This window comes from Pseudogemmobacter sp. TB195 (genome assembly GCF_058313095.1).
The window spans coordinates 88,273-110,270 of sequence record NZ_JBZEGG010000002.1 but is presented as its reverse complement, the minus strand read 5'-3'; the positions used below and the strand labels follow the sequence as shown (position 1 = coordinate 110,270).

At 62.6% G+C, this 21,998-nt stretch carries 21 protein-coding genes; 8 read left to right on the top strand and 13 right to left on the bottom strand.

Going from position 1 to position 21,998, the window contains the following annotated elements:
- Positions 1-13: 13 nt before the first annotated feature.
- Genes AC4FS3_RS03545 through AC4FS3_RS03535 form a run of 3 tightly spaced genes read left to right on the top strand, consistent with a single transcriptional unit; the run spans position 14 to position 3,490 of the window.
- Complete coding sequence (locus AC4FS3_RS03545) at positions 14-2,224, top strand: vWA domain-containing protein (protein WP_491019413.1); 2,211 nt, start codon at positions 14-16, stop codon at positions 2,222-2,224.
- Positions 2,221-2,901, top strand: coding sequence for a hypothetical protein (locus AC4FS3_RS03540; protein WP_491019412.1), 681 nt, complete (start codon positions 2,221-2,223; stop codon positions 2,899-2,901). The genes AC4FS3_RS03545 and AC4FS3_RS03540 overlap by 4 nt, the downstream gene beginning before the upstream one ends.
- Before the next feature lie 25 nt (positions 2,902-2,926).
- Positions 2,927-3,490 carry a hypothetical protein gene (locus tag AC4FS3_RS03535; RefSeq protein WP_491019411.1) on the top strand — a complete coding sequence of 188 codons (564 nt, stop codon included), beginning with the start codon at positions 2,927-2,929 and terminating at the stop codon, positions 3,488-3,490.
- A 70-nt stretch (positions 3,491-3,560) separates the two neighbouring features.
- Here the strand turns inward: AC4FS3_RS03535 and AC4FS3_RS03530 are convergent, their stop codons facing one another.
- On the bottom strand, positions 3,561-4,982 hold the full coding sequence (locus AC4FS3_RS03530) for an alanine/glycine:cation symporter family protein (protein ID WP_491019410.1): 1,422 nt from the start codon (positions 4,980-4,982) through the stop codon (positions 3,561-3,563).
- 449 nt (positions 4,983-5,431) lie between these two features.
- On the opposite strand from AC4FS3_RS03530, the gene AC4FS3_RS03525 reads away from it, so the two are divergent.
- Both AC4FS3_RS03525 and AC4FS3_RS03520 read left to right on the top strand, forming a co-directional pair.
- Complete coding sequence (locus AC4FS3_RS03525) at positions 5,432-5,905, top strand: carboxymuconolactone decarboxylase family protein (protein WP_491019409.1); 474 nt, start codon at positions 5,432-5,434, stop codon at positions 5,903-5,905.
- Positions 5,895-6,755, top strand: a complete 861-nt coding sequence (locus tag AC4FS3_RS03520) for a sigma-70 family RNA polymerase sigma factor (RefSeq protein WP_491019408.1) — start codon at positions 5,895-5,897, stop codon at positions 6,753-6,755. The genes AC4FS3_RS03525 and AC4FS3_RS03520 overlap by 11 nt, the downstream gene beginning before the upstream one ends.
- 221 nt (positions 6,756-6,976) lie before the next feature.
- Here the strand turns inward: AC4FS3_RS03520 and AC4FS3_RS03515 are convergent, their stop codons facing one another.
- Both AC4FS3_RS03515 and AC4FS3_RS03510 read right to left on the bottom strand, forming a co-directional pair.
- Positions 6,977-7,882, bottom strand: coding sequence for a DMT family transporter (locus AC4FS3_RS03515; protein ID WP_491019407.1), 906 nt, complete (start codon positions 7,880-7,882; stop codon positions 6,977-6,979).
- A 312-nt stretch (positions 7,883-8,194) separates the two neighbouring features.
- Entirely contained in the window at positions 8,195-9,634 is a 1,440-nt protein-coding gene (locus AC4FS3_RS03510) for an IS1182 family transposase (RefSeq protein ID WP_491019406.1), read from the bottom strand.
- 310 nt (positions 9,635-9,944) lie between these two features.
- On the opposite strand from AC4FS3_RS03510, the gene AC4FS3_RS03505 reads away from it, so the two are divergent.
- From AC4FS3_RS03505 to mctR, 3 genes are read left to right on the top strand one after another with little or no spacing between them, the layout of a single operon-like run.
- Positions 9,945-10,688, top strand: a complete 744-nt coding sequence (locus AC4FS3_RS03505; protein ID WP_491019405.1) for a sulfite exporter TauE/SafE family protein — start codon at positions 9,945-9,947, stop codon at positions 10,686-10,688.
- Between the two features lie 29 nt (positions 10,689-10,717).
- Entirely contained in the window at positions 10,718-12,109 is a 1,392-nt protein-coding gene (gene mctS / locus AC4FS3_RS03500; RefSeq protein ID WP_491019404.1) for a two-component system sensor histidine kinase MctS, read from the top strand.
- A complete protein-coding gene (mctR, locus tag AC4FS3_RS03495) occupies positions 12,106-12,735 on the top strand; it encodes a two-component system response regulator MctR (RefSeq protein ID WP_491019403.1) in 630 nt (209 codons plus the stop codon). The genes mctS and mctR overlap by 4 nt, the downstream gene beginning before the upstream one ends.
- 46 nt (positions 12,736-12,781) lie before the next feature.
- Here mctR and AC4FS3_RS03490 read toward each other — a convergent pair whose 3' ends face one another.
- The 10 genes from AC4FS3_RS03490 to AC4FS3_RS03445 all read right to left on the bottom strand — a co-directional run bounded on the left by AC4FS3_RS03490 (position 12,782) and on the right by AC4FS3_RS03445 (position 21,931).
- Complete coding sequence (locus tag AC4FS3_RS03490; protein WP_491019535.1) at positions 12,782-13,888, bottom strand: TRAP transporter substrate-binding protein; 1,107 nt, start codon at positions 13,886-13,888, stop codon at positions 12,782-12,784.
- A gap of 96 nt (positions 13,889-13,984) precedes the next feature.
- Complete coding sequence (locus tag AC4FS3_RS03485; RefSeq protein WP_491019534.1) at positions 13,985-15,553, bottom strand: TRAP transporter large permease; 1,569 nt, start codon at positions 15,551-15,553, stop codon at positions 13,985-13,987.
- Positions 15,554-15,569: 16 nt separating this feature from the next.
- The gene (locus AC4FS3_RS03480; RefSeq protein ID WP_491019402.1) at positions 15,570-16,118 is read right to left on the bottom strand and encodes a TRAP transporter small permease subunit; all 549 of its coding nucleotides are present in this window, start codon (positions 16,116-16,118) and stop codon (positions 15,570-15,572) included.
- A 583-nt stretch (positions 16,119-16,701) separates the two neighbouring features.
- Positions 16,702-17,463 carry a DUF4394 domain-containing protein gene (locus AC4FS3_RS03475; RefSeq protein WP_491019401.1) on the bottom strand — a complete coding sequence of 254 codons (762 nt, stop codon included), beginning with the start codon at positions 17,461-17,463 and terminating at the stop codon, positions 16,702-16,704.
- Between the two features lie 111 nt (positions 17,464-17,574).
- Positions 17,575-18,132: a fasciclin domain-containing protein gene (locus tag AC4FS3_RS03470; protein WP_491019400.1), complete on the bottom strand. Its 558-nt coding sequence runs from the start codon at positions 18,130-18,132 to the stop codon at positions 17,575-17,577.
- A gap of 122 nt (positions 18,133-18,254) precedes the next feature.
- Positions 18,255-18,965, bottom strand: a complete 711-nt coding sequence (locus AC4FS3_RS03465; protein ID WP_491019399.1) for an anti-sigma factor — start codon at positions 18,963-18,965, stop codon at positions 18,255-18,257.
- Positions 18,962-19,516 (bottom strand): sigma-70 family RNA polymerase sigma factor, encoded by a 555-nt coding sequence (locus AC4FS3_RS03460; RefSeq protein WP_491019398.1) that lies wholly within the window; start codon positions 19,514-19,516, stop codon positions 18,962-18,964. Before AC4FS3_RS03460 ends, AC4FS3_RS03465 begins: the two co-directional genes overlap by 4 nt.
- A gap of 428 nt (positions 19,517-19,944) precedes the next feature.
- Positions 19,945-20,700 (bottom strand): molybdopterin-binding protein, encoded by a 756-nt coding sequence (locus tag AC4FS3_RS03455; RefSeq protein WP_491019397.1) that lies wholly within the window; start codon positions 20,698-20,700, stop codon positions 19,945-19,947.
- Entirely contained in the window at positions 20,700-21,494 is a 795-nt protein-coding gene (locus AC4FS3_RS03450) for a cytochrome b/b6 domain-containing protein (RefSeq protein WP_491019396.1), read from the bottom strand. Before AC4FS3_RS03450 ends, AC4FS3_RS03455 begins: the two co-directional genes overlap by 1 nt.
- 110 nt (positions 21,495-21,604) lie before the next feature.
- Positions 21,605-21,931, bottom strand: coding sequence for a hypothetical protein (locus tag AC4FS3_RS03445; protein WP_491019395.1), 327 nt, complete (start codon positions 21,929-21,931; stop codon positions 21,605-21,607).
- Positions 21,932-21,998: the final 67 nt, after the last annotated feature.

Here is a 21,998-nt window from a genome sequence, read left to right as displayed (position 1 = left end):
GCCGGAGAGCCCCATGAAGTCCTTTCTTCCCGTGATCCTTGCCGCGGCGCTGGCCGTGCCAGCCGTCACCGCCAGGGCGGAGACCCCGGCCACCATCATCGTCATGGACGGCTCCGGCTCGATGTGGGGGCAGATCGATGGGCGGCCAAAGCTGGAAATAGCGCGCGAGACGGTAAGAGATGTGCTGGGCCAGATCCCGCCGGATCAGGCGCTTGGGCTTCTGGCCTATGGTCACCGCGAAAAGGGCAATTGCGGTGATATCGAACTGATGGTGCCGCCGGCGCAGGGCACCGCTGGCCAGATCAGCGATGCGGTCGGCGCGATGCGCTTTCTGGGCAAGACGCCGCTGTCCGACGCTGTCCGCCAGGCCGCCGAGGCACTGCGCTATCAGGAAGCCGCCGCCACCGTCGTCCTGGTCACCGACGGGCTGGAGACCTGTTCCGCCGATCCCTGCGCCCTGGGTCGCGAACTCGAGGCGGCGGGGTTGAACTTCACCGCCCATGTGATCGGCTTCGGCCTCTCGCAGGCCGAGGGCGCGCAGGTGGCCTGTCTCGCGCAGGAGACCGGCGGGCGCTATTTCGAGGCGGGGGATGCCGGGGCGCTGTCTGATGCGCTGACCGCGACGGTTGCGGCACCCGAGCCACTGCCCGAGGCCCCGAAAACCACCCGCAGCTATTTCCCCGGTGCGGCCCTGATGGAGGGCATCGCCCTGTCTCCGACCGGCGGCACCACCGGCGCCGAAGAGGTCTCGCTGGCCCCGTTTGATTTCGCTGCGGATGGTACCGCCCTTCAATGTGCCGCCGCCTGCAAAGGCGATGCCCAGTGCGCTGCCTGGCGTTATGAACCGCCGGGCAGCCTCTTCGTCGAACAGGCGCGTTGCTTCACCTATGGCGCCTCTTCCGAGATGGATTACAGCACCTATCCGCTGGAAGAGGGCTGGGCCTCGGGGATCAGGGAGGGCACGCTGATGCTGATCCGCCCCTATGTCGTGCAAGAGGTGCTGCCGGATGCCACGCTCAGCGCGCCGCCTTCGGCCGCCATCGGTATGACAATCCAGGTTGGCTGGACCGGACCCGCAGCAGAGCTGGACACGGTCGAGATCGGCCTGCCCGGAGACGGCGAACGCTGGGCTTACGCTTATGTGGCCGACGGAAACCCCGTTTCGCTGGTGATGCCCGGTGAGCCGGGCGAATATGAACTGCGCTACAAGTTCCGCGACCATTCCGTCATCGCCACCCTGCCGATTGCGGTAACAGAGGCGCCGGTTACGATCACCGCTCCCGATCAGGTGCTGGCGGGGGCAGAGGTCGCGATCCACTGGACCGGGCCGGATGCGGATTACGACAACATCCAGCTCGCCCTGGCGGGCAGCGACAGCTATGTCAGCTACGGCTATATCCGCGACGCCAATCCGCTGATCCTGACCATGCCCGAGGAGCCGGGGCTCTATGAGCTGCGCTATAAGCTCAGCGACACGCAGGTGATCGCCACCCGGCCCATCGAGGTTCTTCCGGCGGGCGCGGCCCTGCCTGACCCGGCCACCGATGCCGCCCTGGCTCCCGTTCCGATCGAGATCACGGCCGAAACCGGCGGGCTTGACCTTGCGGTGACCTGGTCGGCCAGTCCGGTCGCGGGGCAGGGGTTGCCACCCGAGGCCTGGGTGCTGAATCATGGCGTGACCGGCCCGGTGGGCGCCGATTTCCTGCCTGGCCGCTACGATGTACGGGGCGATGCGGGCGACACTGTTTTTGCCGGGCAGATTGAGGTCGTCGCCGGTGGCGAGAACCGCTTCACCATTCCGGTTTCCGCCGAACTCAGCCCGGCGGGGGAGGACCAGATGCCTGCTTCGGGTGAGGCTGCATCCGCAGAGGCACCCGGTCCAGACCCCGTCGCACTCAAGGTCTGGAGCACCAGCCGTATCACGCTCAGTTTCGAGGACGGGCCGACGGGCCTTGGCTTTGCGCTGCCTCCCGGCTGGGGCGCGGATGAGCCGTTCTTTTATGAAACTGCGGGCGGGGTTCGCGCCGACACTCCCACGATGGGGTTCTACCTGAGAGATGACCTCGCGCAGGGTGCGCTGATCATGCTGAACCCGATCCGACAGGCGCCCGGCCCCTGTATTGCGACCGCTGCCGGTGATCTCTGCCATGTCGGAACCGAACCCGCTCGGGCCGCTGCCGAAGCCATCGCGCCGACGCTCAGCCTGAAGGGAGGGGCAGAATGAAGCGCCTTCTTCTTTTGTTCATCCTGGCGGCATCGCCCATGGCCGCAAAGGCCGAAGGCAAGATGATCCTCGCCTCCTGCACGGAAGGCCAGGGCTGTTCCTGCCGCCTGTCAGAAATCACCCTGTCCGAGGCCCTTGTGGTCCTCGGGCTGGAAGAAGGCGCGGGGGATGTGATCGTCGAGGCCCCCGACGGTTCCCTGACGCTGAGCACCGAACATCCCGATGACCTGAACCGCCGCTATGGCGGCAGCGGCAATTGCGTGATCACGCTGTTCGATCCGCCGGTACCGCAGGATGGACGCTGGAGCTTCACCCAGCGTCCCCTGACCACGCGCGGCAGCTGCCTGCCGCAGGTTAAACCAACGGCGGATCAGATGCTTGCGGGTATGGCGGCGGCGAAACAGATCACCTGGGGCGGCAGCTTTCACCCGGACAGGTTCCGTATGTCCGAAGGCGGCAGCCCGCTGGTCTGGCGCCAGACCGGGCCGGTTGACTACGTCTCTGAGGTTCAGGCGACCGACAGCCCGATGATCACCGCGCGCTACCGCGCCACGCTGCTGTCAGCGACCACGGCCCTTGCCACGGTCGACATCCTGCTCAGGGGCGGGCCGAAGGAACTGGGCATGGAAAACTGCACATTCACGGCAGTGCTGGATGCCCGCCGGAGCGGTGACTGAGTTTTCAACCTTAATGAGACCGATGATGAAACGCATTTTCCTTTCCGCAATCCTTGCTGCGCTTCCGCTTGCGGCACAGGCCGATGAGGTCACCGATGCCCTTGCGGCGGCGCAGACCGCCTATGCTGCGGGTGATCTGAACGGGACGGCGGCGCAGATCACCACAGCCTCCAGGGCGGTGCTGGCGCTTCAGGCCGAAAAGCTGGCGGGCTTCCTGCCGGAGCCGCCCGAGGGCTGGACGCGCGAGGTCGATGCCTCCGCCGCCGAAGGCATGGCACTGATGGGAATGGCCGGGAATACGGTTCAGGCGCGCTACAGCGACGCCCAGGGGAGTGGCTTCACCCTGACCCTGACGGCCGACAGCCCTTTGGTGGCGCAGATGGCCGGCATCCTTGGCAACCCGCAGATGATGGCGATGATGGGTAAGGTGGTGAAAGTCGCAGGCCAGGACATGCTGGAACAGGACGGCTCGCTCTCCGCGCTGGTCGGCGGGCGGGTGTTGGTCCAGGCACAGGGCGCAGACAGCGCCACCATGCAGAGCCTGCTCCAGGCGCTCGATTTCGCCGGCCTCGCGCGCTACGACAGCTGAGAAGGCAGGCATCGAAAGCAGCAGGCCGGGGATCGCTCCCCGGCCTGCTTCATTTCTGTCGGAAAGGCGCTCAGTCCCAGATCTCGTGATCCACGCCCTTCGAGATCGCCGGGTGGTCGGCAGCACGGAACTTCGGCTCCAGCCCGGCACGACGCTGTTCGAAGTAGTTCTTCGTCAGCGCCACGACCGTTCCGGAAAGCGCGAGGATCGCGATCAGGTTGATCGTCGCCATCAGCCCCATCGAGGCATCCGCAAGATTGAAGACCGTCGCCACCGCCTGAAGCGCGCCCCAGACCACCATGCCCAGCACCACACAGCGCAGCACCATCAGCCCGGTCTTGCTGCCGATGCCCAGGAAGGACATCGCCATTTCCGAATAGGCGTAGTTGCCGATGATCGAGGTGAAGGCGAAGAAGAAGATCGCCACTGCCACAAAAACCGGGCCGGCGGCGCCGATATGGTCGGCCAGCGCCGATTGCGTCAGCTGGGTGCCGGTCAGCTCGCCCCCCGGGACATAGACGCCGGACAGCAGGATCATCAGCGCCGTCGCCGTGCAGACGAGGATCGTGTCGATGAAGACCCCGAAAGCCTGGACGAAGCCCTGGCTGGCGGGGTGGTGCGGATTGGGTGTGGCCGCCGCCGCGATGTTCGGCGCTGAGCCCATACCGGCCTCGTTCGAGAAGAGGCCGCGCTTGATGCCGTTCAGCATGGCAGCGGCGACACCTCCGGCCACCCCGCCCGCAGCCTCGGCGAAGCCGAAGGCATTGCCGATGATATGCCAGAGCATCGCCGGCACTTCCGTGATGTTCATGATGACGACGATGATCGCCACCAGCAGGTAGATCCCGGCCATGAAGGGGACGACATATTCCGCCACCTGCGCGATCTGCCTGATGCCGCCAAAGATCACCACGGCGGTCAGGACAGCGAGGCCGAGGCCGGTCGCGATTTTCGGCAGACCGAAGGCGCCCTCCATGGCGTCGGCAATCGAGTTTGCCTGAACGGCGTTGAAGACCAGTCCGAACGAAAGGATCAGACAGACCGAGAAGACCGCGCCCAGCCAAGGCATCCCGAGGCCCTTTGCGATGTAGAATGCCGGACCACCACGATAGACGGCCGAAGCGTCACTTGTGTCCTTGACCTTGTAGAGTTGCGCCAGCGTCGATTCCGCATAGGCCGTTGCCATGCCGACGAAGGCCACCACCCACATCCAGAAGATCGCGCCCGGGCCGCCAAGGACCAGGGCCACCGCCACGCCAGCGATATTGCCGGTCCCCACGCGCGAGGCGAGGCTGGTGCAGAGCGCCTGGAACGGCGAGATGCCCTGCCGGTCCGTCGAAGGTGCCGCGGTGATCGAGCGGATCATCTCGCCGAAATGCAGGATCTGCTGAAAGCGCAATCGGATGGTGAAATAGATCCCCACCGCTATAAGGCCGTAAATCAGGACGTAGCCCCAGAAGACGGTGTTCAGGAAGTTGATGATGGTCGTCATCCGCACGCTCCTTACTGTTCTGGATCACAGATCTGTTACGTTAGGCGCTTTTGAAAGGGTTTCCAGTGTTAACTTCGGGCTGCCTGGTGAGCGGCGCACGGGCCCTGAACGGGAGATGAAGCTGCGTGGGTGCTATCGATCAGGACGGTGTGAAAGCGTTCGGCCCTTTGCGGACGGTCGGCCTCGATATTTGCTGCGTTGCCGCATCCCCGGTAGCTGCCGTTCGACTTGCTCTGCAGCGAACGCCCGGCCAGGACGGTAGCGATGTGGGACGAAGCTGCCTTTTGCAGGTGCGGCAGATGAAGGCGCACCGTCTTCGCCAAAGCGGCCCGTTGGGCGGGGAGCCAACTTGTAGAAACTGGGCAAGAGGGGCAGATTTTTCGCTAGCCGATGTCACAACCGCCTTCCCTCGACCGTCATGGGGGTGTCAGTTGCAAAAGGAGAGAGCGATGACCCCCCGGATGACCGACCATTTCAAACGCATCGGCCAAGCCTTCAACGGACTGGTCACCTTCGAGACCGAGCTGCGCAAGGGTCCCCTGGAGCCCGCACTGCTACATCTGGTGAAAATGCGCGCCAGCCAGCTCAATGGATGCGCCTTCTGTCTGCAGACGCACGCGTCCGAGGCGCTGAAGGACGGCGAAACCCACCTGCGGCTGCACATGCTGGCGGGCTGGCAGGACAGTACGCTGTACTCGCCGCGCGAACGGGCGGCACTGGCCTGGGCCGAGGCAGTGACGCTCGTTGCTCAGAGCCACACGCCGGATGCGGACTGGGAGGCGCTGCGCGCGGAATTCTCCGAGGATGAGGCGGCATACCTGACCTTCGCCATCGCGGCGATCAACCTGTGGAACCGGACCCAGATCGCTTTCCGCGTGGCCCATGCCACCGAGCTTCCGGCCGAGCGCACCCGTGTCGCCTGACGTTTACCTGCAGATTTTCGAGACGCGGCGGCCCCAGCTGCTGCGTCTTGCTTATCGGATGCTGGGCTCGCATGCCGAGGCGGAAGATGTGGTACAGGAAGCATGGATCCGCTGGCAGGCCGCCGATCATGCGCAGGTCGCCAACCCGGCGGCCTGGCTGAACCGGGTAGTGTCGCGCCTCTGTCTGGACCTGATGCGCCTGGTCCGGCACCGGCGCGAAAGCTACCCCGGCCCCTGGCTGCCCGAACCGCTGATCGAAGAGCAGGATGCCGATCACCGCCCAGATAACCTGACCCTGTCGCTGATGATGGCGCTGGAGCGACTGTCCCCGCTGGAGCGTGCGGCCTTTCTTCTGCATGACGTCTTCGGCCAGTCTTTCGATGAGGTGGCGCTGGCCCTCGACCGCTCACCTTCAGCGGCGCGCCAGCTGGCGGTGCGCGCGCGGGCGCATGTTCATATCGACCGCCCGCGCTACAAGGTAGAGCGAGAGGCAGCGGAAGACCTGACCCGTGCCTTCTTCGAAGCCTGCAAGACGGGCGATGCGGCGGCCTTGTCCGGTCTTTTGGCCGAAGGCGCGGTGCTGCATTCGGACGGCGGCGGCAAGGTCTACAACGTGCTTAACTTGATCGAGGGCGCGCAGAAGCTGCTGCGGATGTTCACCAGCCTGTCGCGCAAGCGGGGGGACGAGATGGAATTCGTACAATTCACTTTGATCGACGCCCTTCCCGGATATGTCTGGCGAATGGGGGACCAGATCCAGACCACCGCGCTGGAGATAGAGGACGGTCGCATCACCCGCGTCTACACTACACGCAATCCCGACAAGCTGACCCGTATCGTGCTCAACTGATCGTGCCACAGGGGTGGCTTCCGACAACGCGGCCACGCAGAATTGGTTGAGGCCGATAGGCAGCTTTGGGCCGCGTTTCCGCTGCACAAGCGACCGGCCTGCCTTGCTGCGGCCAGCCTCAACTTCCGCAAACGGCTCTTCATGTCGATCCTGACGGCCTGACCTCGCCACTGTCGCTGGACCGGACGAGCGGTGGCGGCTATGCGGGACATGGCTGCCGTTCACTGACGTAAGGACAGCACCCCCGCCCCGACGATCATGATCATACCGATGGACGCCATGAGGTCGGGCGTTTCATCGAAGAACACGATGCCCCAGATCACGGCAAATCCAACGTAAGCGAAGTCGAACGCGCCGATCATAGCGGGTGGGCCGTTCTGATATGCGATGGCCGCACCGACGCTGCCGATCAGAATGGCGGCGGCGAGAAGCCCCATCGATATCCACTCGGCTTTCCCCATTGGCGTCCATGGCGCCAGCAGAAAACCCTGCCTCAGATCCATCGGCAGGAGAATTATGATTGCAGCAGCAACACCTCCGACGATGATGAAGCCGATGTTCAGAGCCAGGGATAGGCTCAACGGATGTTCATCACGGCATCGGGTTCGCGTCACGATCATGGCCCCCGCATACAGCATGGCGGAAATCAGTGGCAGAAGGGCATAGACGTTGAAATCACCAGCTTTCGGTCGAAGAATCAGTAGAACGCCAAGGAAGCCGAAGACAACCGCGAACCATCCAATCTTCGAGATCCGATCCCCAATGAAAATGGCCGAGAACAGGGTGATGAAGATTGGAAGCGTGTAATAGGCCGCCGCCGCTGCGGAGAGTGAAAGCTTCGGCAGGGACAGGTAATAGCACACCCACATGGCAATCAGCATCAGGCTTCGCAGTGTGACCCAACCTATAGCCGCAGGCACACGAAGGCTCCCCAGCGAGAGGGCGAAGCCCGTCAGGATCGGAAGCAAGATCAGAGACCGGAGAACGAAGATTTGCCAGATGACAAAGCTGCCGCTGGTCATCTTTATGAGGGCGTCCCCGAGAGACAACGCCAAGACCGTCAGGATGATCGAGACAACGGCAAAGGGAATGCGGTCCCGGGACGTGCTGCTCGCTGATATCGACATGCGATTCCCATGCTGCTCACAGGAACTTTAAGAGAACATTCTTAAGGGGGCAAGGGCGGCTTTGGGCTCGGAGCGACATGCTGCGGCACAGCAACCGCCAGGTTGGAGCCCTCAGCCTTGCGGCTGGCCACGACTGGCGAGGCCGGCCGAGGGTGTGTCAAAACTCGGTGGCGTGGCCTGTCTGAGGATGATTTTCGTGCTGCCCAGAATATCGGCGTTAGATCGTCCTGTCGCGCGTATGATGGCCAGGGCCGGCTCGGAGGGCGTCGCAAAGCGCAGCAGCACGCCGGAGGTGGGACGGCTGCGCCCTGATCATGCCGGAATGGCCTGCATCAGGCGCCCGATGCCGATCAGGGAGATCACCCGCTTGATGTTGTAGGCCAGCACGTTCAGCGCCATTTCGGTGCGGACGTTCTTCAGCCTCCGCATCAGGAAATGGGTGTGCCCCATCCAGGCCTTGATCGTGCCGAAAGGGTGCTCGACGGTGCAGCGGCGCAGGGTCATCGGGTCTGTATCCCGGCTCAGTCTTTCGCGCATCGCGTCGATCAGATGCTCATGCTCCCATCGGGTGATGCGGCGTTCCGTGCCGGTAGTGCATCGGCTTTGCAGCGGACAGGTCTGGCATTCGTTGATCCAGTATCGCCGGACCTGAACGCCGCGCTCCTCGGTGGTGTAGCGATAGATGAGTTCCTCGCCCGCCGGGCAGACATAGACGTCGCGTGTAGCGTCATAGGCGAAATCGCCCTTCACATACATGCCTTTGGCCGCATTGCCCGAGGTGGCCGGGCGCGGCACGGTCGTGGTGACGCCCGCCTCATGGCAGGCGAGGATCTCGTGGCCGCTGAAATAACCCTTGTCGGCGATGGCATGCAGGTCTTCGCGCTGAAGAGCATCCTTGGCTGCGATCGCCATTGGGCTGAGTTGGTCCCGGTCGAAGCCCTGGTTCGTGACCTCGTGGGTGACGATGATATGGCTCCCGGTATCGACGGCGGTCTGCACATTGTAGCCAACCATGCCGCTGTGCCGGGCGCTCGTCGCCATCGCGCGGGCGTCCGGATCGGTCAGGGAAATCTGTCCGTCCGGGGCATCGGCCAGCGCCTTGTCCATAGCCTTCAGCCGCGCGATCTCCTGCCGGATACGGCCGTAGCGGCGGGCAAGGTGAAGCACTTTCTCGCTGCGGGCCTCGCCCGCTTCCTGGCGGTCGAGGCGCACCATCTCGTTGATGTAGCGCTCGACATCGGCTTCCAGATGGGCAAGACGGCAGGCGATCTTGTTTTTGGTGAAGTTGCGATCGCGGTTATTGACGGCCTTGAACTTGCTGCCGTCAATGGCGACGCAATCGCCCTTCAGCACGCCGATCCGGCGGCATAGCTCCACGAACTGAGCACAAGTCCTGCGGATTGCGGGGCCATTCGTGCGGCGGAATTCGGCGATGGTCTTGTGGTCCGGCACGAGCCTGCCGATCAGCCACATCACCTCGACATTGCGGCCCGCTTCACGTTCCAGCCTGCGGCTCGACGGGATCCGGTTCAGATAGCCATAGATGAACAACTTCAGCAGCACCGCAGGATGATACCCCGGCCGCCCGGTGCGCGCGGAGATCGACCGCACGAAACCGAGGCCAGACAGGTCAAGCTCATCGACGAACAGATCGACGACGCGAACAAGGTCATCCGCGCCGATCCAGTCCTCCAGCCGCTCCGGGAAAAGCACCGTCTGGCTGCGCTGAACGCCCTCGATGAAACCGACCATGCTGATCTCCCGCCACCGAGAAATCGTAGCATGCCAACGGGTTTTGACACACCCTCGGCCCATAACGGACGGTCGACTTCCCGCGGCGCTGCATTGCCGCATTCCCGAATGCTGCCATTCGATTGTTGGAGCAGAAAAATTCGCCAGAGCCATGTGAGTGATGCGGAAGAGCGCCCCGTCGAACCTTTTGGACAGGGCGCTGAAAATCAGCGAAGTACAAATCGGCCATATGGTTTCTCCGCGTGCTCTGTCTGTGGCAAAAGCGATCACGCAATGCCATAAGCGTCAGAACTCTGGGAGGAGACCTCAGGTGGATTATATTCTTCTCGTGCTCGCCGGGCTTGGCGCGGGCGCGCTCAATGCGGTTGCGGGGGGAGGCACTTTTCTTTCCTTCCCTGCGCTGGTCTTCATCGGCATTCCACCGATTATGGCGAATGCCACCGCGACACTTGCAGCCCTTCCTGGCTATATCGGCAGCACATGGGGTTTTCGAAAAGACATTCGCGCCGCGGGGCCGGTGAGCCTTCTGGCGATGATCATCATGGCAGTGATCGGGGGATTCGTCGGGGCATTGCTGCTGTTGGTGACCTCGAAGGAAACCTTTTCGGCCATCGTTCCCTGGCTTTTACTGTTTGCCACACTGGTCTTTGCGGCCGGACCCTGGCTGGTGCGCCATGTGTTGGGCCAGGGCAAGGCGCTTCCGCTCGCCGCCTCGCTCGGGCTGTTGCTGGCTGTATCGATCTATGGCGGCTATTTCAACGGCGGGCTTGGGATCATGCTGCTGGCGGCTTTTGGGTTCGTGGGTTTCACCAATCTGCATGAGATGAACGGACTGAAGAACCTGCTCTCCACCATCCTTTCGTTGGTTTCAGTTGTCACCTACAGCGCGGCGGGCCTGATTGCCTGGCAGCCGGCGATCATTTTGGGTGTCTCCTGTGCAGTCGGCGGCTTTGTCGGAGCGCATCTGGGGCGTCGCATCACCAATATGGCGGCACTCCGGCTGTTCATCACGCTGGTCGGGCTTGGTATGGCGGCAGCTTTCTTCATATGGTGATCGTCAGAGGCTGAGAGAGAGGGGACGGCATGAAGCTGCGTAATCAGATCCTCGCGCTTGCCGTCGGGCCGCTGGTCTTCGCCATCCTGGCCATTACCGGTCTGATCACCTGGCAATCCCTGACGCTTGCCCGCACCAGCATCGCAGCGTTCGAACGCAATATGCTGGCTGCGAAAGAGACCGAACTTCTGAACCTCACCAACCTGGCCATATCCGCCATCCGCGCCGTTTATGACGAGGCCGGTGCCGACGACGAGGCGGCCAAGGCCGAGGTGAAGCGCATCCTCAGCAGCCTCGATTATGGAGAGGACGGTTACTTCTTTGTCTATGACTATGACGGCATCAATGTCGTGCATCCCCGCCAGGTTTTTCGGCCAGGCCTGAACTGGCTGGATTTGATCGATCCGGATGGCAACCGGGTGATTTTCGAGCTGATCCGCAAGGCGAAAGAGGGCGGCGGGCTGTTTCAGTATAAATGGGAAAAGCCCTCAACCGGCGAGACCGTCGACAAGCTGTCCTTTGCGGTCGGGCTGGAGAAATGGCGCTGGATGATCGGCACCGGCGTTTACCTCGATGATGTTTTCGTCGCCACCGCCGCCGCCAAGACCGAGCTGCGCCGTTCAATCGGGCAGACATTCCTGATCGTGGCGCTCTTCGCGGTGCCGGCGGTGCTGATCGTCTTTGCCACCTGTATGACCCTGAACCGCCGCCAGCAGCGCATGGCGGATGGCAAGCTGAAGGAGCTGGCACAACGCATCATCGATACCCAGGAGGAAGAGCGCCTGCGCATTGCGCGTGAGCTGCATGACGGCATCTCGCAAAACCTGGTCGGCGTTCGCTTTGCCATCGACCTTGCCCGCCGCAAAGTGCCGGCGGAGAATGCAGCAGCGGTCGAGGCCATCGGCAAGGGGGCACATGCGCTGAATGACGCGATCAAGGAGGTGCGACGGATCTCGCATGACCTGCGGCCAAGGGTGCTTGATGATCTTGGCCTGACCGCCGCGCTGGAGGCGCTGATTGCGCATTTCTCGGAACGGACCGGGATTGCCACGACGCTGGAATCGGTGGCGTTCAAGCATATGCTGGTGCCCGAGGCGCGGGTCGCGCTTTACCGTGTGGCGCAGGAGGCGCTGACCAATATCGAACGCCATGCCGGGGCGACGCAGGTCAATCTGCGCTTTGCCAGCAGCGGTTCGAAGGTTGAGATGGAGATTACAGATAATGGCCATGGCTTCCCGGCCGGTGACGGTGATACCCGCGCCGCCGGTGGCCTCGGCCTGCGGAATATGGAGGAGCGGATGACCCATTTCGGCGGCAGGCTGGAAGTGGAAAGCTCACGCCGGGGGACGGTGCTGCGGGCCATTCTGCCAATCAGCACGATGAAGGATCGCGGCTTTGCCTGGCGCGAGGCAGCCGAATGAGCGTGCCTATCCGCACAGTGTTGATCGACAATCACCCTTTGGTGCTGGATGGGCTGCGCGCGATCCTGGAAACCTATGCGCAGATCGAGGTCACCGGCACCGCGCTTTCCGCACCGCTGGGACTGGAACTGGCATTAGAGACCCGTCCCGATGTGATCCTGATGGATATCAATATGCCGCAGATGAACGGCATCGACGCGCTGGAACTCTTCAAGGAAAAGCTGCCCGCAGCGCGGATCCTGATGCTCTCGATGCATGACAGCCGCGAATATATATCGACCTCGGTGATGTATGGGGCGGCGGGCTATATCCTGAAGGATGTCGCGACCGAAGAGATCGTCACCGCCATCGAGACGGTGGCAGCAGGCGGCACCTATTTCTCGGAAGGGGTGCGCGCCTCACTGATGGGGCCATCGGGCGATGCGCGCCAGCCGCTGACCACCCGCGAGCAGGCGGTTTTGCTGCTGATCGCCGGCGGCAAAAGCAACCGTGACACGGCTGCGCTTCTGGAAATCTCGGAACATACGGTCGAGACGCATCGAAAGAACATCAAGCGCAAGCTGGGGATCGCGACCACGGCGGGGCTGACCCGCTATGCGCTGGACAATGGGTTGCTGGAGCGCTGATGCGAAAACCCCCGGATGTCGCCACCCGGGAGCCTGGTTTTGAGGGTCAGTTGCCCGAGGCCTGCATCGCATAGGCATAGCTGTCATAGGTGTATTCCGCGACGCGGAACCACTCATAGCTTTCGTCGCGGAATTTCTTCCAGCCCGGATAGATCTTGGCCCATTCCGGATATTGCTCGGTATATTCGCCATAAAGCTCGAAGGTCGCTTTATAGGCAGCATCCATCACGTCGCGCGGCAGCGGGCGAAGCTGGGTGCCCTTGCCGACGAGCGAGCGGATCGCATCCTTGTTCTTCACATCATAGAGCGCCTGCATATTGATGTTTGCTGCCTTGCAGGCGGTGTCGAGCGCAGCCTTATATTCCGCCGGAAGCGCCTCATATTGCGCCTTGTTGATGTAGAAATGGATGGTCAGACCACCTTCCCACCAGGCCGGATAGTAGTAGTAGGGCGCGATCTGGTAGAAACCGAGCTTTTCATCATCATAGGGGCCGACCCATTCGGCGGCGTCGATGGTGCCGCGCTCAAGCGCCGGGTAGATATCGCCCCCCGGAAGCTGCTGCGGCACGGCGCCCAGCTTGGCCATAACCTGGCCCGCCACACCGGCGATGCGCATTTTCAGCCCGCTGATATCGGCGAGGCTGTTGATTTCCTTGCGATACCAGCCGCCCATCTGGGTGCCGGTGGCGCCGCCGGGGACCCCGATGATGCCATAGGCCGAGAGGAACTCGTTATAGGCCTCATTGCCGCCGCCATGATAGAGCCAGGCGTTTTGCTGGCGGGCGTTCAGACCGAAGGGAATGGTCGAGCCGATGGCGAAAGTCGGGTTCTTGCCGGTGAAATAATAGCCGCAGGTATGGGCGATTTCGACCGTGTTCGATTGCACGGCGTCGATGGCCTGAGGGCCTGGCACCAGCTCACCGGCCTGGAAGACCTGGATCTGGAACTTGCCGCCGGTCATCGCCTTCACGGCCTCGGCCATCACGACAGCGCCGCCATAGATGGTGTCGAGGTTGTTCGGGAAGCCCGAGGTCAGGCGCCAGCGGATTTCGGGCAGCTCCTGCGCGACAGCCGGCGAGGCAAGAACCGCCGTGGTGGCGGCCGCTGCCGCCCCTGCGATCCCGCCGCGCGACAGAAAGCGTCTGCGATCCATTGAATTCGTCATGTTTTTCCTCCTCCTGCAGATTGTCCGGGCACGCGCCCGATTGGGACGGTCTTTCCCCGGGCAAAGGGAAAGACCATGTTTCGCTCAGGGTTGCTGAGGGTCAGGCGCGCCGAACGAGGGCGCCGGGGCGCCAAAGGACGGGGCGGCACCGGATGCGGGGGCGCCGAAGGCCGGGGCGGCATCGCCCGGGGTGGCGAAGGGATTGGCGAAAGGATCATCCCCCTGGCCCGCGCCCGGCATGGGCACATTCAGCTCGATGGTCGAAGGATCGGCCGCGACCACCCCCGATTTGTAATGCGTCACGATGCCCGGGAAGGCGATCACAATCGCGACCATAACCAGCTGGATACACAGGAACGGGATCGCCCCCAGATAGATCTGTGTTGATGTCACCGGCTGGATCGTCGACCCCGTCACGCGGTCTTTATAGGCACGGGTCGGTGCCACCGAGCGCAGGAAGAACAGCGAGAAGCCGAAGGGCGGATGCATGAACGAGGTCTGCATATTGATCGCCAGCATCACTCCGAACCAGATCAGATCGATGCCAAGCGCATGGGCCACCGGCGCCAGCAGCGGCACGATGATGAAGGCCAGCTCGAAGTAATCGAGGAAGAACGCCAGGAAGAAGACCAGCAGGTTTGCTACGATCAGGAAGCCGATCACACCGCCCGGGATCGAGGTCATCAGATGCTCGACCCAGATATGCCCGTCAACACCGTAGAAGGTCAGCGAGAAGATCCGCGCGCCCAGCAGAATGAACAGCACGAAGGTCGAAAGCTTCGCCGTGGCGTAAAGCGCCTGCTGCATCAGGCCGAGGTTCAGCTTGCGGTTGATCGCGGCCAGAATAAGCGCGCCGACCGCGCCCATCGCGCCGCCCTCGGTGGGGGTCGCAATGCCAAGGAAGATCGTGCCCAGCACAAGGAAGATCAGCACCAGCGGCGGCACCAGCGAGGTGATCACCTTCAAGAGCAGCTTGCCCCCGCGCAGGGTGCGCGCCTGGGGCGGCAGCGCCGGCACTTTGGTCGGGCTGAAAATCGAGGTCAGCATGATGAAAAGCGTATAGGCCCCCACCAGCATCAGACCGGGGATCAGCGCGCCTTTGTACATATCGCCAACCGAACGGCCGAGCTGGTCGGCCAAAACGATCAGAACGAGGCTGGGAGGAATGATCTGTGCGAGCGTGCCAGATGCAGCAATCGCGCCCGCCGCGATCTTGCGGTCATAGCCGTAGCGCAGCATGATCGGGAGCGAGATCAGGCCCATCGAAATCACCGAGGCCGCGACCACGCCGGTCGTTGCCGCCAGCAGTGCGCCTACAAAGATCACCGCATAGGCAAGTCCACCGCGCACCGGCCCGAAAAGCTGCCCGATTGTGTCGAGCAGATCCTCGGCCATGCCGCTTTTCTCTAATATCAGCCCCATGAAGGTGAAGAAGGGGATCGCGAGCAGCGTCTCATTCGACATCTGCCCGAAGATGCGGTCGGGGATGGCCTGAAAAAGCGTGGCGGGCAAAAGGCCGAGCTCGATGCCCACGAGTCCAAAGCCGAAGCCGACAAAGGATAACGCAAAAGCAACCGGATAGCCCAGCAACAGGATGACGATCAGCGCCATGAACATGATCGGCGCGAGGTTTTCAGCAATGAATGCCATGATGATTTTCTCTCTCGCGTCAGAGGGCTGCAGCTTCGGCGTCAGCCGCCGCGACCGGATCGGGAATGTCGCCGCGCAAGATCGCGATGCGCTTGATCAGTTCCGAGAGGCCCTGGATTGCCAGCAATGTGAAACCGACCGGGATCAGCATCCAGGCGGGCCATTGGATCAGGCCGCCAGGGCTGTTCGACATCTCACCCGAGGCGAGTTTTTGCAGGGATACCGGCCAGGAGAGGTAGATGGTGATCAGGCAGAACGGCATGAGGAAGAAGATCGTGCCGAAAATATCGATCCAGAGCTGCTTTTTGCGCGACAGCTTGCCGTAGATCAGATCGACCTTCACATGCTCATTGTTAAGAAGCGTGTATCCGGCCGCAATCAGGAAGACGGCGGAAAACAGATACCACTGCGACTCGAGCCAGGCGTTCGAGCTTGTGGAAAAGACTTTACGGATCACCGCATTGATAGCGCTGATCAGAATGGCCGCAAGCAGCAGCCATGACACCGCTTTTCCGATCAGTGTATTGGCACCGTCAATTGCGCGCGAAAGCGCCAGCAGAAATGTCATGATATCCCCCCTAGATGCGAAACCACGCACCCCTCAATGCCAAGCTGGTCCCCCCCTCAGCATCATAACGCTAGCAGCCGGAAGCCGTGAAACAAGCGGCCAGCTTCGAAAAGTTCAGATTGATCCCGGTTTCTGGGTAGTTCAGGCCAATGGCAACCGGGATGATCCCTCATGCTGTCTTGCATCACCTGCAGGGGGCAGGACGTGGCTCGGTTCGGCGTCCTGGTCAAAGGTTGCCAGCATCCAGCAAAGCGGCAATGGCGATCATCCTATTCAAAGGTCGACGAAAGACACGCTGACCAATAAGCTGATATTCTGAGAGAAGAACACCATGCGGTATAGCTTCCCCAAACCGCTACTTTCTGTCGACCTGCGAGCATGGTCCGGCAGGGCAACGACCAGGAGCGCGGGGCCCATAGTGGTCCCTTGTGCTCTGAGGATGCCGCAGTGCAGCTTTCCCGAAAGCTGACTTTTGGCATGGGTGCAGTACTCACAGGTTGCGCCCGGGAACTACAAGGCGGCCCGGAAGCCTCAAGCTCCGGGCCGCGTCATTCGTCCAGAACTGAACTATAGAACTGGCTAATTACATCGCGGGCAGGATGGCGATGTCGCGGACATTCGCTCCCTCGATCCTGCCAACTTCGGTGGTGGCGCCGGTTTCAAGGTTGACCGAGTGGAAGCCCCCCTCGACCACCAGCCAGGCCTCATTTCCGCCCTTGCCGTTCGAGGCGATGTCGAACCCGGCCTCGGTTGGCTTGACGCCGATCTCGCCCACGGCGTTAAGCTTGCCTTCATTCGGCGGATCCTGGAGGACCAGCCAGCCGGCGGCACCGTCAATGTTGAAAAGCTGAGTTTTCTCGGTGCCCTTGTAGGAATTGGTATAGGCTCCGGCGATGATGTTCGGCGCGGTGCCATCCTCGTAGGCGTGGCTGCCGTCCGTCACGACTTCGCCGGTTTCAACCGTCACCCGCAGGCTGGTGCCGTCGCTTCCCATCACCCGCAGCTTGTCGGCAACCGGGTTGAAATCCACCGTGGCGGAAACCCCATCGGCCAGTTTCGTGGTCAGGGTGCTGACTTTGGTCGCCACACCCGATTTCGGATCGATGCTTGCCAGTGTTCCATCGGCAAAGACGCCATAGAGCATTCCATCGGCCGCGCGTACATCAATGCCCAGCAGGCGCCCCTCGACGCCTGTCACGGTAATCCCACCGGTGCGGGTCCAGCTTTCGGTGTCGAGCCAGTGCAGCTCATTCTCGCCCGAAAGGCCGACGACAGTGGCCGCCATGGCAGGGAGGCCAAAAGCCGAAAGCAGCAGGCCGGCGGTGACCGATTTGATCGTATTCATGGGGTAGGTCCTTCTTTGGTTGGGGTTTCGCCGGGAGCCCGGCAATAACGGGCCATATCCGTGCGGGAGGGAGAGACCGCGCGAAACATGGCCCGGGCCGTGCCGGAGGGGTTAGCCCTTCGGCAGCAGAACCTTGTCGATGACATGGATGACGCCGTTCGACTGCACGACATCGGCGATGGTGACCTTGGCCACGCCGCCAGTCTCGTCGGTCAGGGTAACCATGCCGTCCTTGGCCTCGGCGGTGATCTTGCAGCCGCCCAGCGTCTCGATCACATGCTTGCCGCCATCGTCCATCACCATCTTCTGCACATCGGCGGCCATGGCTTTGGCGCCGACGACATGGCAGGTCAGGATCTTGACCAGCATGTCCTTGTTTTCGGGCTTCAGCAGCGTCTCGATCGTGCCGGCGGGCAGGGCGTCAAAGGCGGCATTGGTGGGGGCAAAGACCGTGAACGGCCCTTCGCCTTGCAAGGTCTCGGCCAGTCCGGCCGCCTGCACGGCGGCCACCAGCGTGGTGTGATCGGCCGAGTTCAGCGCGTTTTCGACGATATTCTTGTCGGCGAACATGGCGGCGCCGCCGACCATGGGATTGTCCTGTGCCAGCGCAGCCCCAGCGGTGGCCAGCGCGAAACAGCCTGCGACGAGAGCTTTGGTAAGGGTCTTCATCTGACTTCCTCCCGGAAATGTCTGCCCGTTGATCGGGGGACGGAAGAAGACACGGAGGGCGGTTTCAGAAAGTTTCAGGCCCGCGCGATTTTTTTCGCGCGGGCCTGATTTTCCTTCCGGCGTCAGATGTCGAGCAGGTCACCCACGGCCAGCACAGGCCCGGTCGGCTGCCCGGTGGGCGAGCCTCCTGGTGGTTCAAGACTGATCGCCATATGGGCGGCGGTGGTCATCAGCGCACGGATCTGGTCAGAGGTGACGGGCACCCGCGTCGAGACGCCCGCCGGGATCACGCCAAGCGAGACCGGTGCCTCGCTGCCCCGCGCGATCCAGAGCTGGAAGTCGCGCCCTTCGACCGGATCGCCGGTCATATGGGCAAGGCTGACGCTGCCGGTCGCGGAATCGTAGAGAACCAGATAGGTCACGCTGCTGCCCTCGGCCGTCAGCGAGGCCGCAAGCCGGTCACTGGGCGGCAGGGCGGGGCGCAAGGCTGGCAGCGCCAGGGCCAGAAGGAAGGCCGCAGTCGCAGCACCCGCCAGCCCGCGCCAGAGCGCAAGGCTGGACCAGAAGCCTTTCCGGGCCGGGGGCTGACCAAACAGCCGCAGATCCAGCGCGCGTTTGACCACTGGTGGCAGGTTTGCGGGCACAAAGCCCTCGGCCATTGGCGCCAGCCGCTCCTCCCATTCGGCGACGAGACGGGCGAAAGCGGCGTCGCTCTCGACACGGCGGGTCAGATCTGCCTGATCCGCCGCTGACAATCCGCCCAGAACGTATTCGGCGGCCAGAAGGTCATCGCCGCCTTCGGTGAAGTCAGTATCCATATCGGTGTCGCTCATCTTTGCAGACACTCCTTCAGCCGCATCAGGCTGCGCCTGAGCCAGGTTCGCATCGTGTTCAGCGGCACGTCATGGCGGGCCGCCAGATCGGCATAGCTGTCCCCATCGAGATAGGCGCGGCGAACTGCATCGGCGCGGTCGCCCCCCAGTTCATCAAGACAGCCGTCAAGCTGCCGCCGCTCTCCGGCCGCAACCGCGCGGGCCTCCGGTCCCGGTGCCGGATCGCGGATCTCCAGCGCCGCATCATCCATACCGCTGGCCGTCTCGCGCCTTGAGCGCAGCCGGTCGATGGCCAGGTGACGGGCAACAGCAATCAGCCAGGACATCGGGCTTTGCCCGGTCACCGCGAACCGATCCGCCTTCAGCCAGATCTTGATGAAAACCTCCTGCACCACTTCCTCGGCCTCCGCCCGGTCTTTCAAGACACGCAGACAGGTGCCGAAAAGTTTCGCCGAGGTGGCAGTATAGAGACGGTCGAACGCATTCCGATCCCGAAGGGCGACCCGCAGGATCAGGTCCGAGATCTGGTCGCGGGTATTTTCAGAGGTCATCCTGGCTCCAGGCTGTTCACCCGATCATGCGATGGGCCGGGGCGCCGCGCAAGGGAGCGGGAACGTCAGACATGGCTGCTGCCGCGAGGGAGATCAAATCAGGACCGTCGCGCCTGCGGCGATCCCGAAGAGACAGAGCACGGCACTGTCGTTGTCATGCCTGAGGCGAGAAGCGCAGCTATACGGAGCTTTTGGCAGGTCTCGAAGTCCGGGTTCAGGAGGATGGTGATCCTGGTGATAAACATGTCTGGCTTCAGTCAGCAGGCCAAAGACTTGCCGATCATCTGGTAGCCGGATGGATCGTTTTTGAGGTCACGCGGTACGCCCCGGGCGGGAAGTTACAGCGGGCAAGGTTTTGGACCTCAGGCAGTAAGCGCCACTTCAGTTTTCGAGAGGGCACCAGAGCATGGTATCATCTGTCAACTCCGTCAGATGCCTGCATACCAGTCATAGCCAATCTGATCCTCCCAAAAGCCACCTTTGCCCAGGCCGATCGTGGCGAGGGTCGAGGTCACTTCGATCCGCATGATATATTTGGCTTGTTTGTAGCCCAGCTGCCGCTCGACCCGCAGCCGCAGGGGCGCGCCGTGGCCGACCGACAGCGGCTGGTCGTTCATCGTATGGGCCAGCAAGGTCTGGGGGTGGAAGGCATCGACCAGATCAATGCTTTCGTAATAGGCATTGCCGCTGAAATCATCGGCGCAATGCAGCACGACAAAGCGCGCCGCGGGTAAAAGACTGACCTGCGACAAGACGCTTGCCAGCGGCACCCCGGTCCATTTGCCGACGGCGCTCCAGCCCTCGACGCAGTCGTGGCGGGTGATCTGCGCGCGCGCGGGCATGGCCTTCAGCGCCGCCAGTGAAAATGTCATCGGCCTGGAAACCAGCCCGTCGACCTTCAGGCTCCAATCGGGAAACCCGGTATCCATATGGCGCTGATAGTCGTCAGATTTCGGCATCGTATTGCCGTTGGTGCGGAAATCGGGCGAGAGATCGGCCTCGGTGAATTCGGGGGCCAGGGCGTTGCGGCCGATCATCCGGTGGGTCGTATAGGCCAGATTTTCCCCGGTTCCGAGGACCAGCTCGCGAAAATTCGGGCTGAAGGCGAGGCCCGCCGTGCCGCCGATGATGGCGGAAAAGCCAAGCCCGGTCAGAACCGATCTGCGGGTGAGGAGGGGGGCCATCAGGGTTTCTCCTTCGGAAGCCGGAAGCGTCCGGTGATCATGGAACGGATTTCATTGAACGGGCCGGCCAGCAGAACCATCAGCAGATGCACCAACACAAAAAGCACCAGCCCGGTGGCGAAAATGAAATGCAGCGACCGGGCCGATTGACGCCCGCCGAAGAGGTCCAGCAGCCAGGGCATGCTGGCATTCAGCGCGGGTGACATGGTCATGCCGGTCAGCACCATGCCGGGGATCAGCACGATCAGAACCGAAAGATAGGCAAGCTTTTGCAAGATGTTATAGCGCAAGGCCGCCAGCCCTTTGGGAAACCTAAGCCGCGCATGTTCGCCGATATCATGAAAAATATGGCTGGGGCGCAGCTCGTCGCGGGTCGGCAGGATGTCGCGTTGCAGATGGCGGTTCCACAGGCTGCGCATGAGGTAAGCCGCAATCCCAAGGGCGAAGACCCAGGCGAAGGTCAGATGCCAGCGCCGGGCCTCGGCCAGGTTGTAGCTTTGGGGCAGGGTTGCCCAGGACGGGAAGGCACGGTTGCGGGCCTGCCCATTCGCATCGGTCCAGCGCCCGAGGATCCCGGTTGTTTCAACCGTAATGGATCCCACACGCAGATAGCCGGTATTGGCCTGCGTCGCCCCGATCTGGAGCCAGGCATAATCCGGGTTGGCGCCGTATTTGCCCCAATAGAGCCGGGGATGCGCGTTGAAGATCATCAGCCCGCTCATCAGCATGATCACGAAAGTGACGACATTCGTCCAATGCCAGAGCCGGGTCGACAGGCGGTGCCGGTCAACCATCTGTCCGCCGGAGGGCGGCGGGGCCGGTCTGTCTGTCTCGGTGATCTGCATGATGTGCCTGCCTGCGGGATGAGGAGGCCGACCCGGCGATGTGCCGGGCCGGCGGGGGGTCAGTTCATCGGCTTCATCGCGTCTTTGACCATCATGTCGGGATGATCGGCGCAGGTTTTGACCAGCGCGGCCATGGCGTCATCTTCTGCCATCATGCCGCCTTCCGGGGCCATCGCATCCCCGGACGCCATCATACCATCTTCGCTGGTCATGGCGTCACTGGCCATTACGTCGGGGGCCATCTTTGCGGCCTCCATTGCCGCCATCATCCCGTCATGGTCGAGGGCGCTGAAATCCTTGCAGGCCATATCGCCTGCCATACCTTCGGCCAGAGCCGGGGCGGCAAATGCGGCAGACAAAGCCAGTGCGGCAACAATGCGGATCATAGTTGGCTCTCCGTTGGGGGCCGCTGCGGCTGTTTTCTGATTTGCGCAGCGGCGGGTTGAACTTGGG

Bases quoted from the DNA above. Each gene is read 5' to 3' on its own strand.
- AC4FS3_RS03545 (WP_491019413.1), top strand. From the start codon at position 14: ATGAAGTCCTTTCTTCCCGTGATCCTTGCCGCGGCGCTGGCCGTGCCA.
- AC4FS3_RS03540 (WP_491019412.1), top strand. From the start codon at position 2,221: ATGAAGCGCCTTCTTCTTTTGTTCATCCTGGCGGCATCGCCCATGGCC.
- AC4FS3_RS03535 (WP_491019411.1), top strand. From the start codon at position 2,927: ATGAAACGCATTTTCCTTTCCGCAATCCTTGCTGCGCTTCCGCTTGCG.
- AC4FS3_RS03530 (WP_491019410.1), bottom strand. From the start codon at position 4,982: ATGACGACCATCATCAACTTCCTGAACACCGTCTTCTGGGGCTACGTC.
- AC4FS3_RS03525 (WP_491019409.1), top strand. From the start codon at position 5,432: ATGACCCCCCGGATGACCGACCATTTCAAACGCATCGGCCAAGCCTTC.
- AC4FS3_RS03515 (WP_491019407.1), bottom strand. From the start codon at position 7,882: ATGTCGATATCAGCGAGCAGCACGTCCCGGGACCGCATTCCCTTTGCC.
- AC4FS3_RS03510 (WP_491019406.1), bottom strand. From the start codon at position 9,634: ATGGTCGGTTTCATCGAGGGCGTTCAGCGCAGCCAGACGGTGCTTTTC.
- mctS (WP_491019404.1), top strand. From the start codon at position 10,718: ATGAAGCTGCGTAATCAGATCCTCGCGCTTGCCGTCGGGCCGCTGGTC.
- mctR (WP_491019403.1), top strand. From the start codon at position 12,106: ATGAGCGTGCCTATCCGCACAGTGTTGATCGACAATCACCCTTTGGTG.
- AC4FS3_RS03490 (WP_491019535.1), bottom strand. From the start codon at position 13,888: ATGGATCGCAGACGCTTTCTGTCGCGCGGCGGGATCGCAGGGGCGGCA.
- AC4FS3_RS03480 (WP_491019402.1), bottom strand. From the start codon at position 16,118: ATGACATTTCTGCTGGCGCTTTCGCGCGCAATTGACGGTGCCAATACA.
- AC4FS3_RS03475 (WP_491019401.1), bottom strand. From the start codon at position 17,463: ATGAATACGATCAAATCGGTCACCGCCGGCCTGCTGCTTTCGGCTTTT.
- AC4FS3_RS03470 (WP_491019400.1), bottom strand. From the start codon at position 18,132: ATGAAGACCCTTACCAAAGCTCTCGTCGCAGGCTGTTTCGCGCTGGCC.
- AC4FS3_RS03465 (WP_491019399.1), bottom strand. From the start codon at position 18,965: ATGAGCGACACCGATATGGATACTGACTTCACCGAAGGCGGCGATGAC.
- AC4FS3_RS03460 (WP_491019398.1), bottom strand. From the start codon at position 19,516: ATGACCTCTGAAAATACCCGCGACCAGATCTCGGACCTGATCCTGCGG.
- AC4FS3_RS03455 (WP_491019397.1), bottom strand. From the start codon at position 20,700: ATGGCCCCCCTCCTCACCCGCAGATCGGTTCTGACCGGGCTTGGCTTT.
- AC4FS3_RS03450 (WP_491019396.1), bottom strand. From the start codon at position 21,494: ATGGTTGACCGGCACCGCCTGTCGACCCGGCTCTGGCATTGGACGAAT.
- AC4FS3_RS03445 (WP_491019395.1), bottom strand. From the start codon at position 21,931: ATGATCCGCATTGTTGCCGCACTGGCTTTGTCTGCCGCATTTGCCGCC.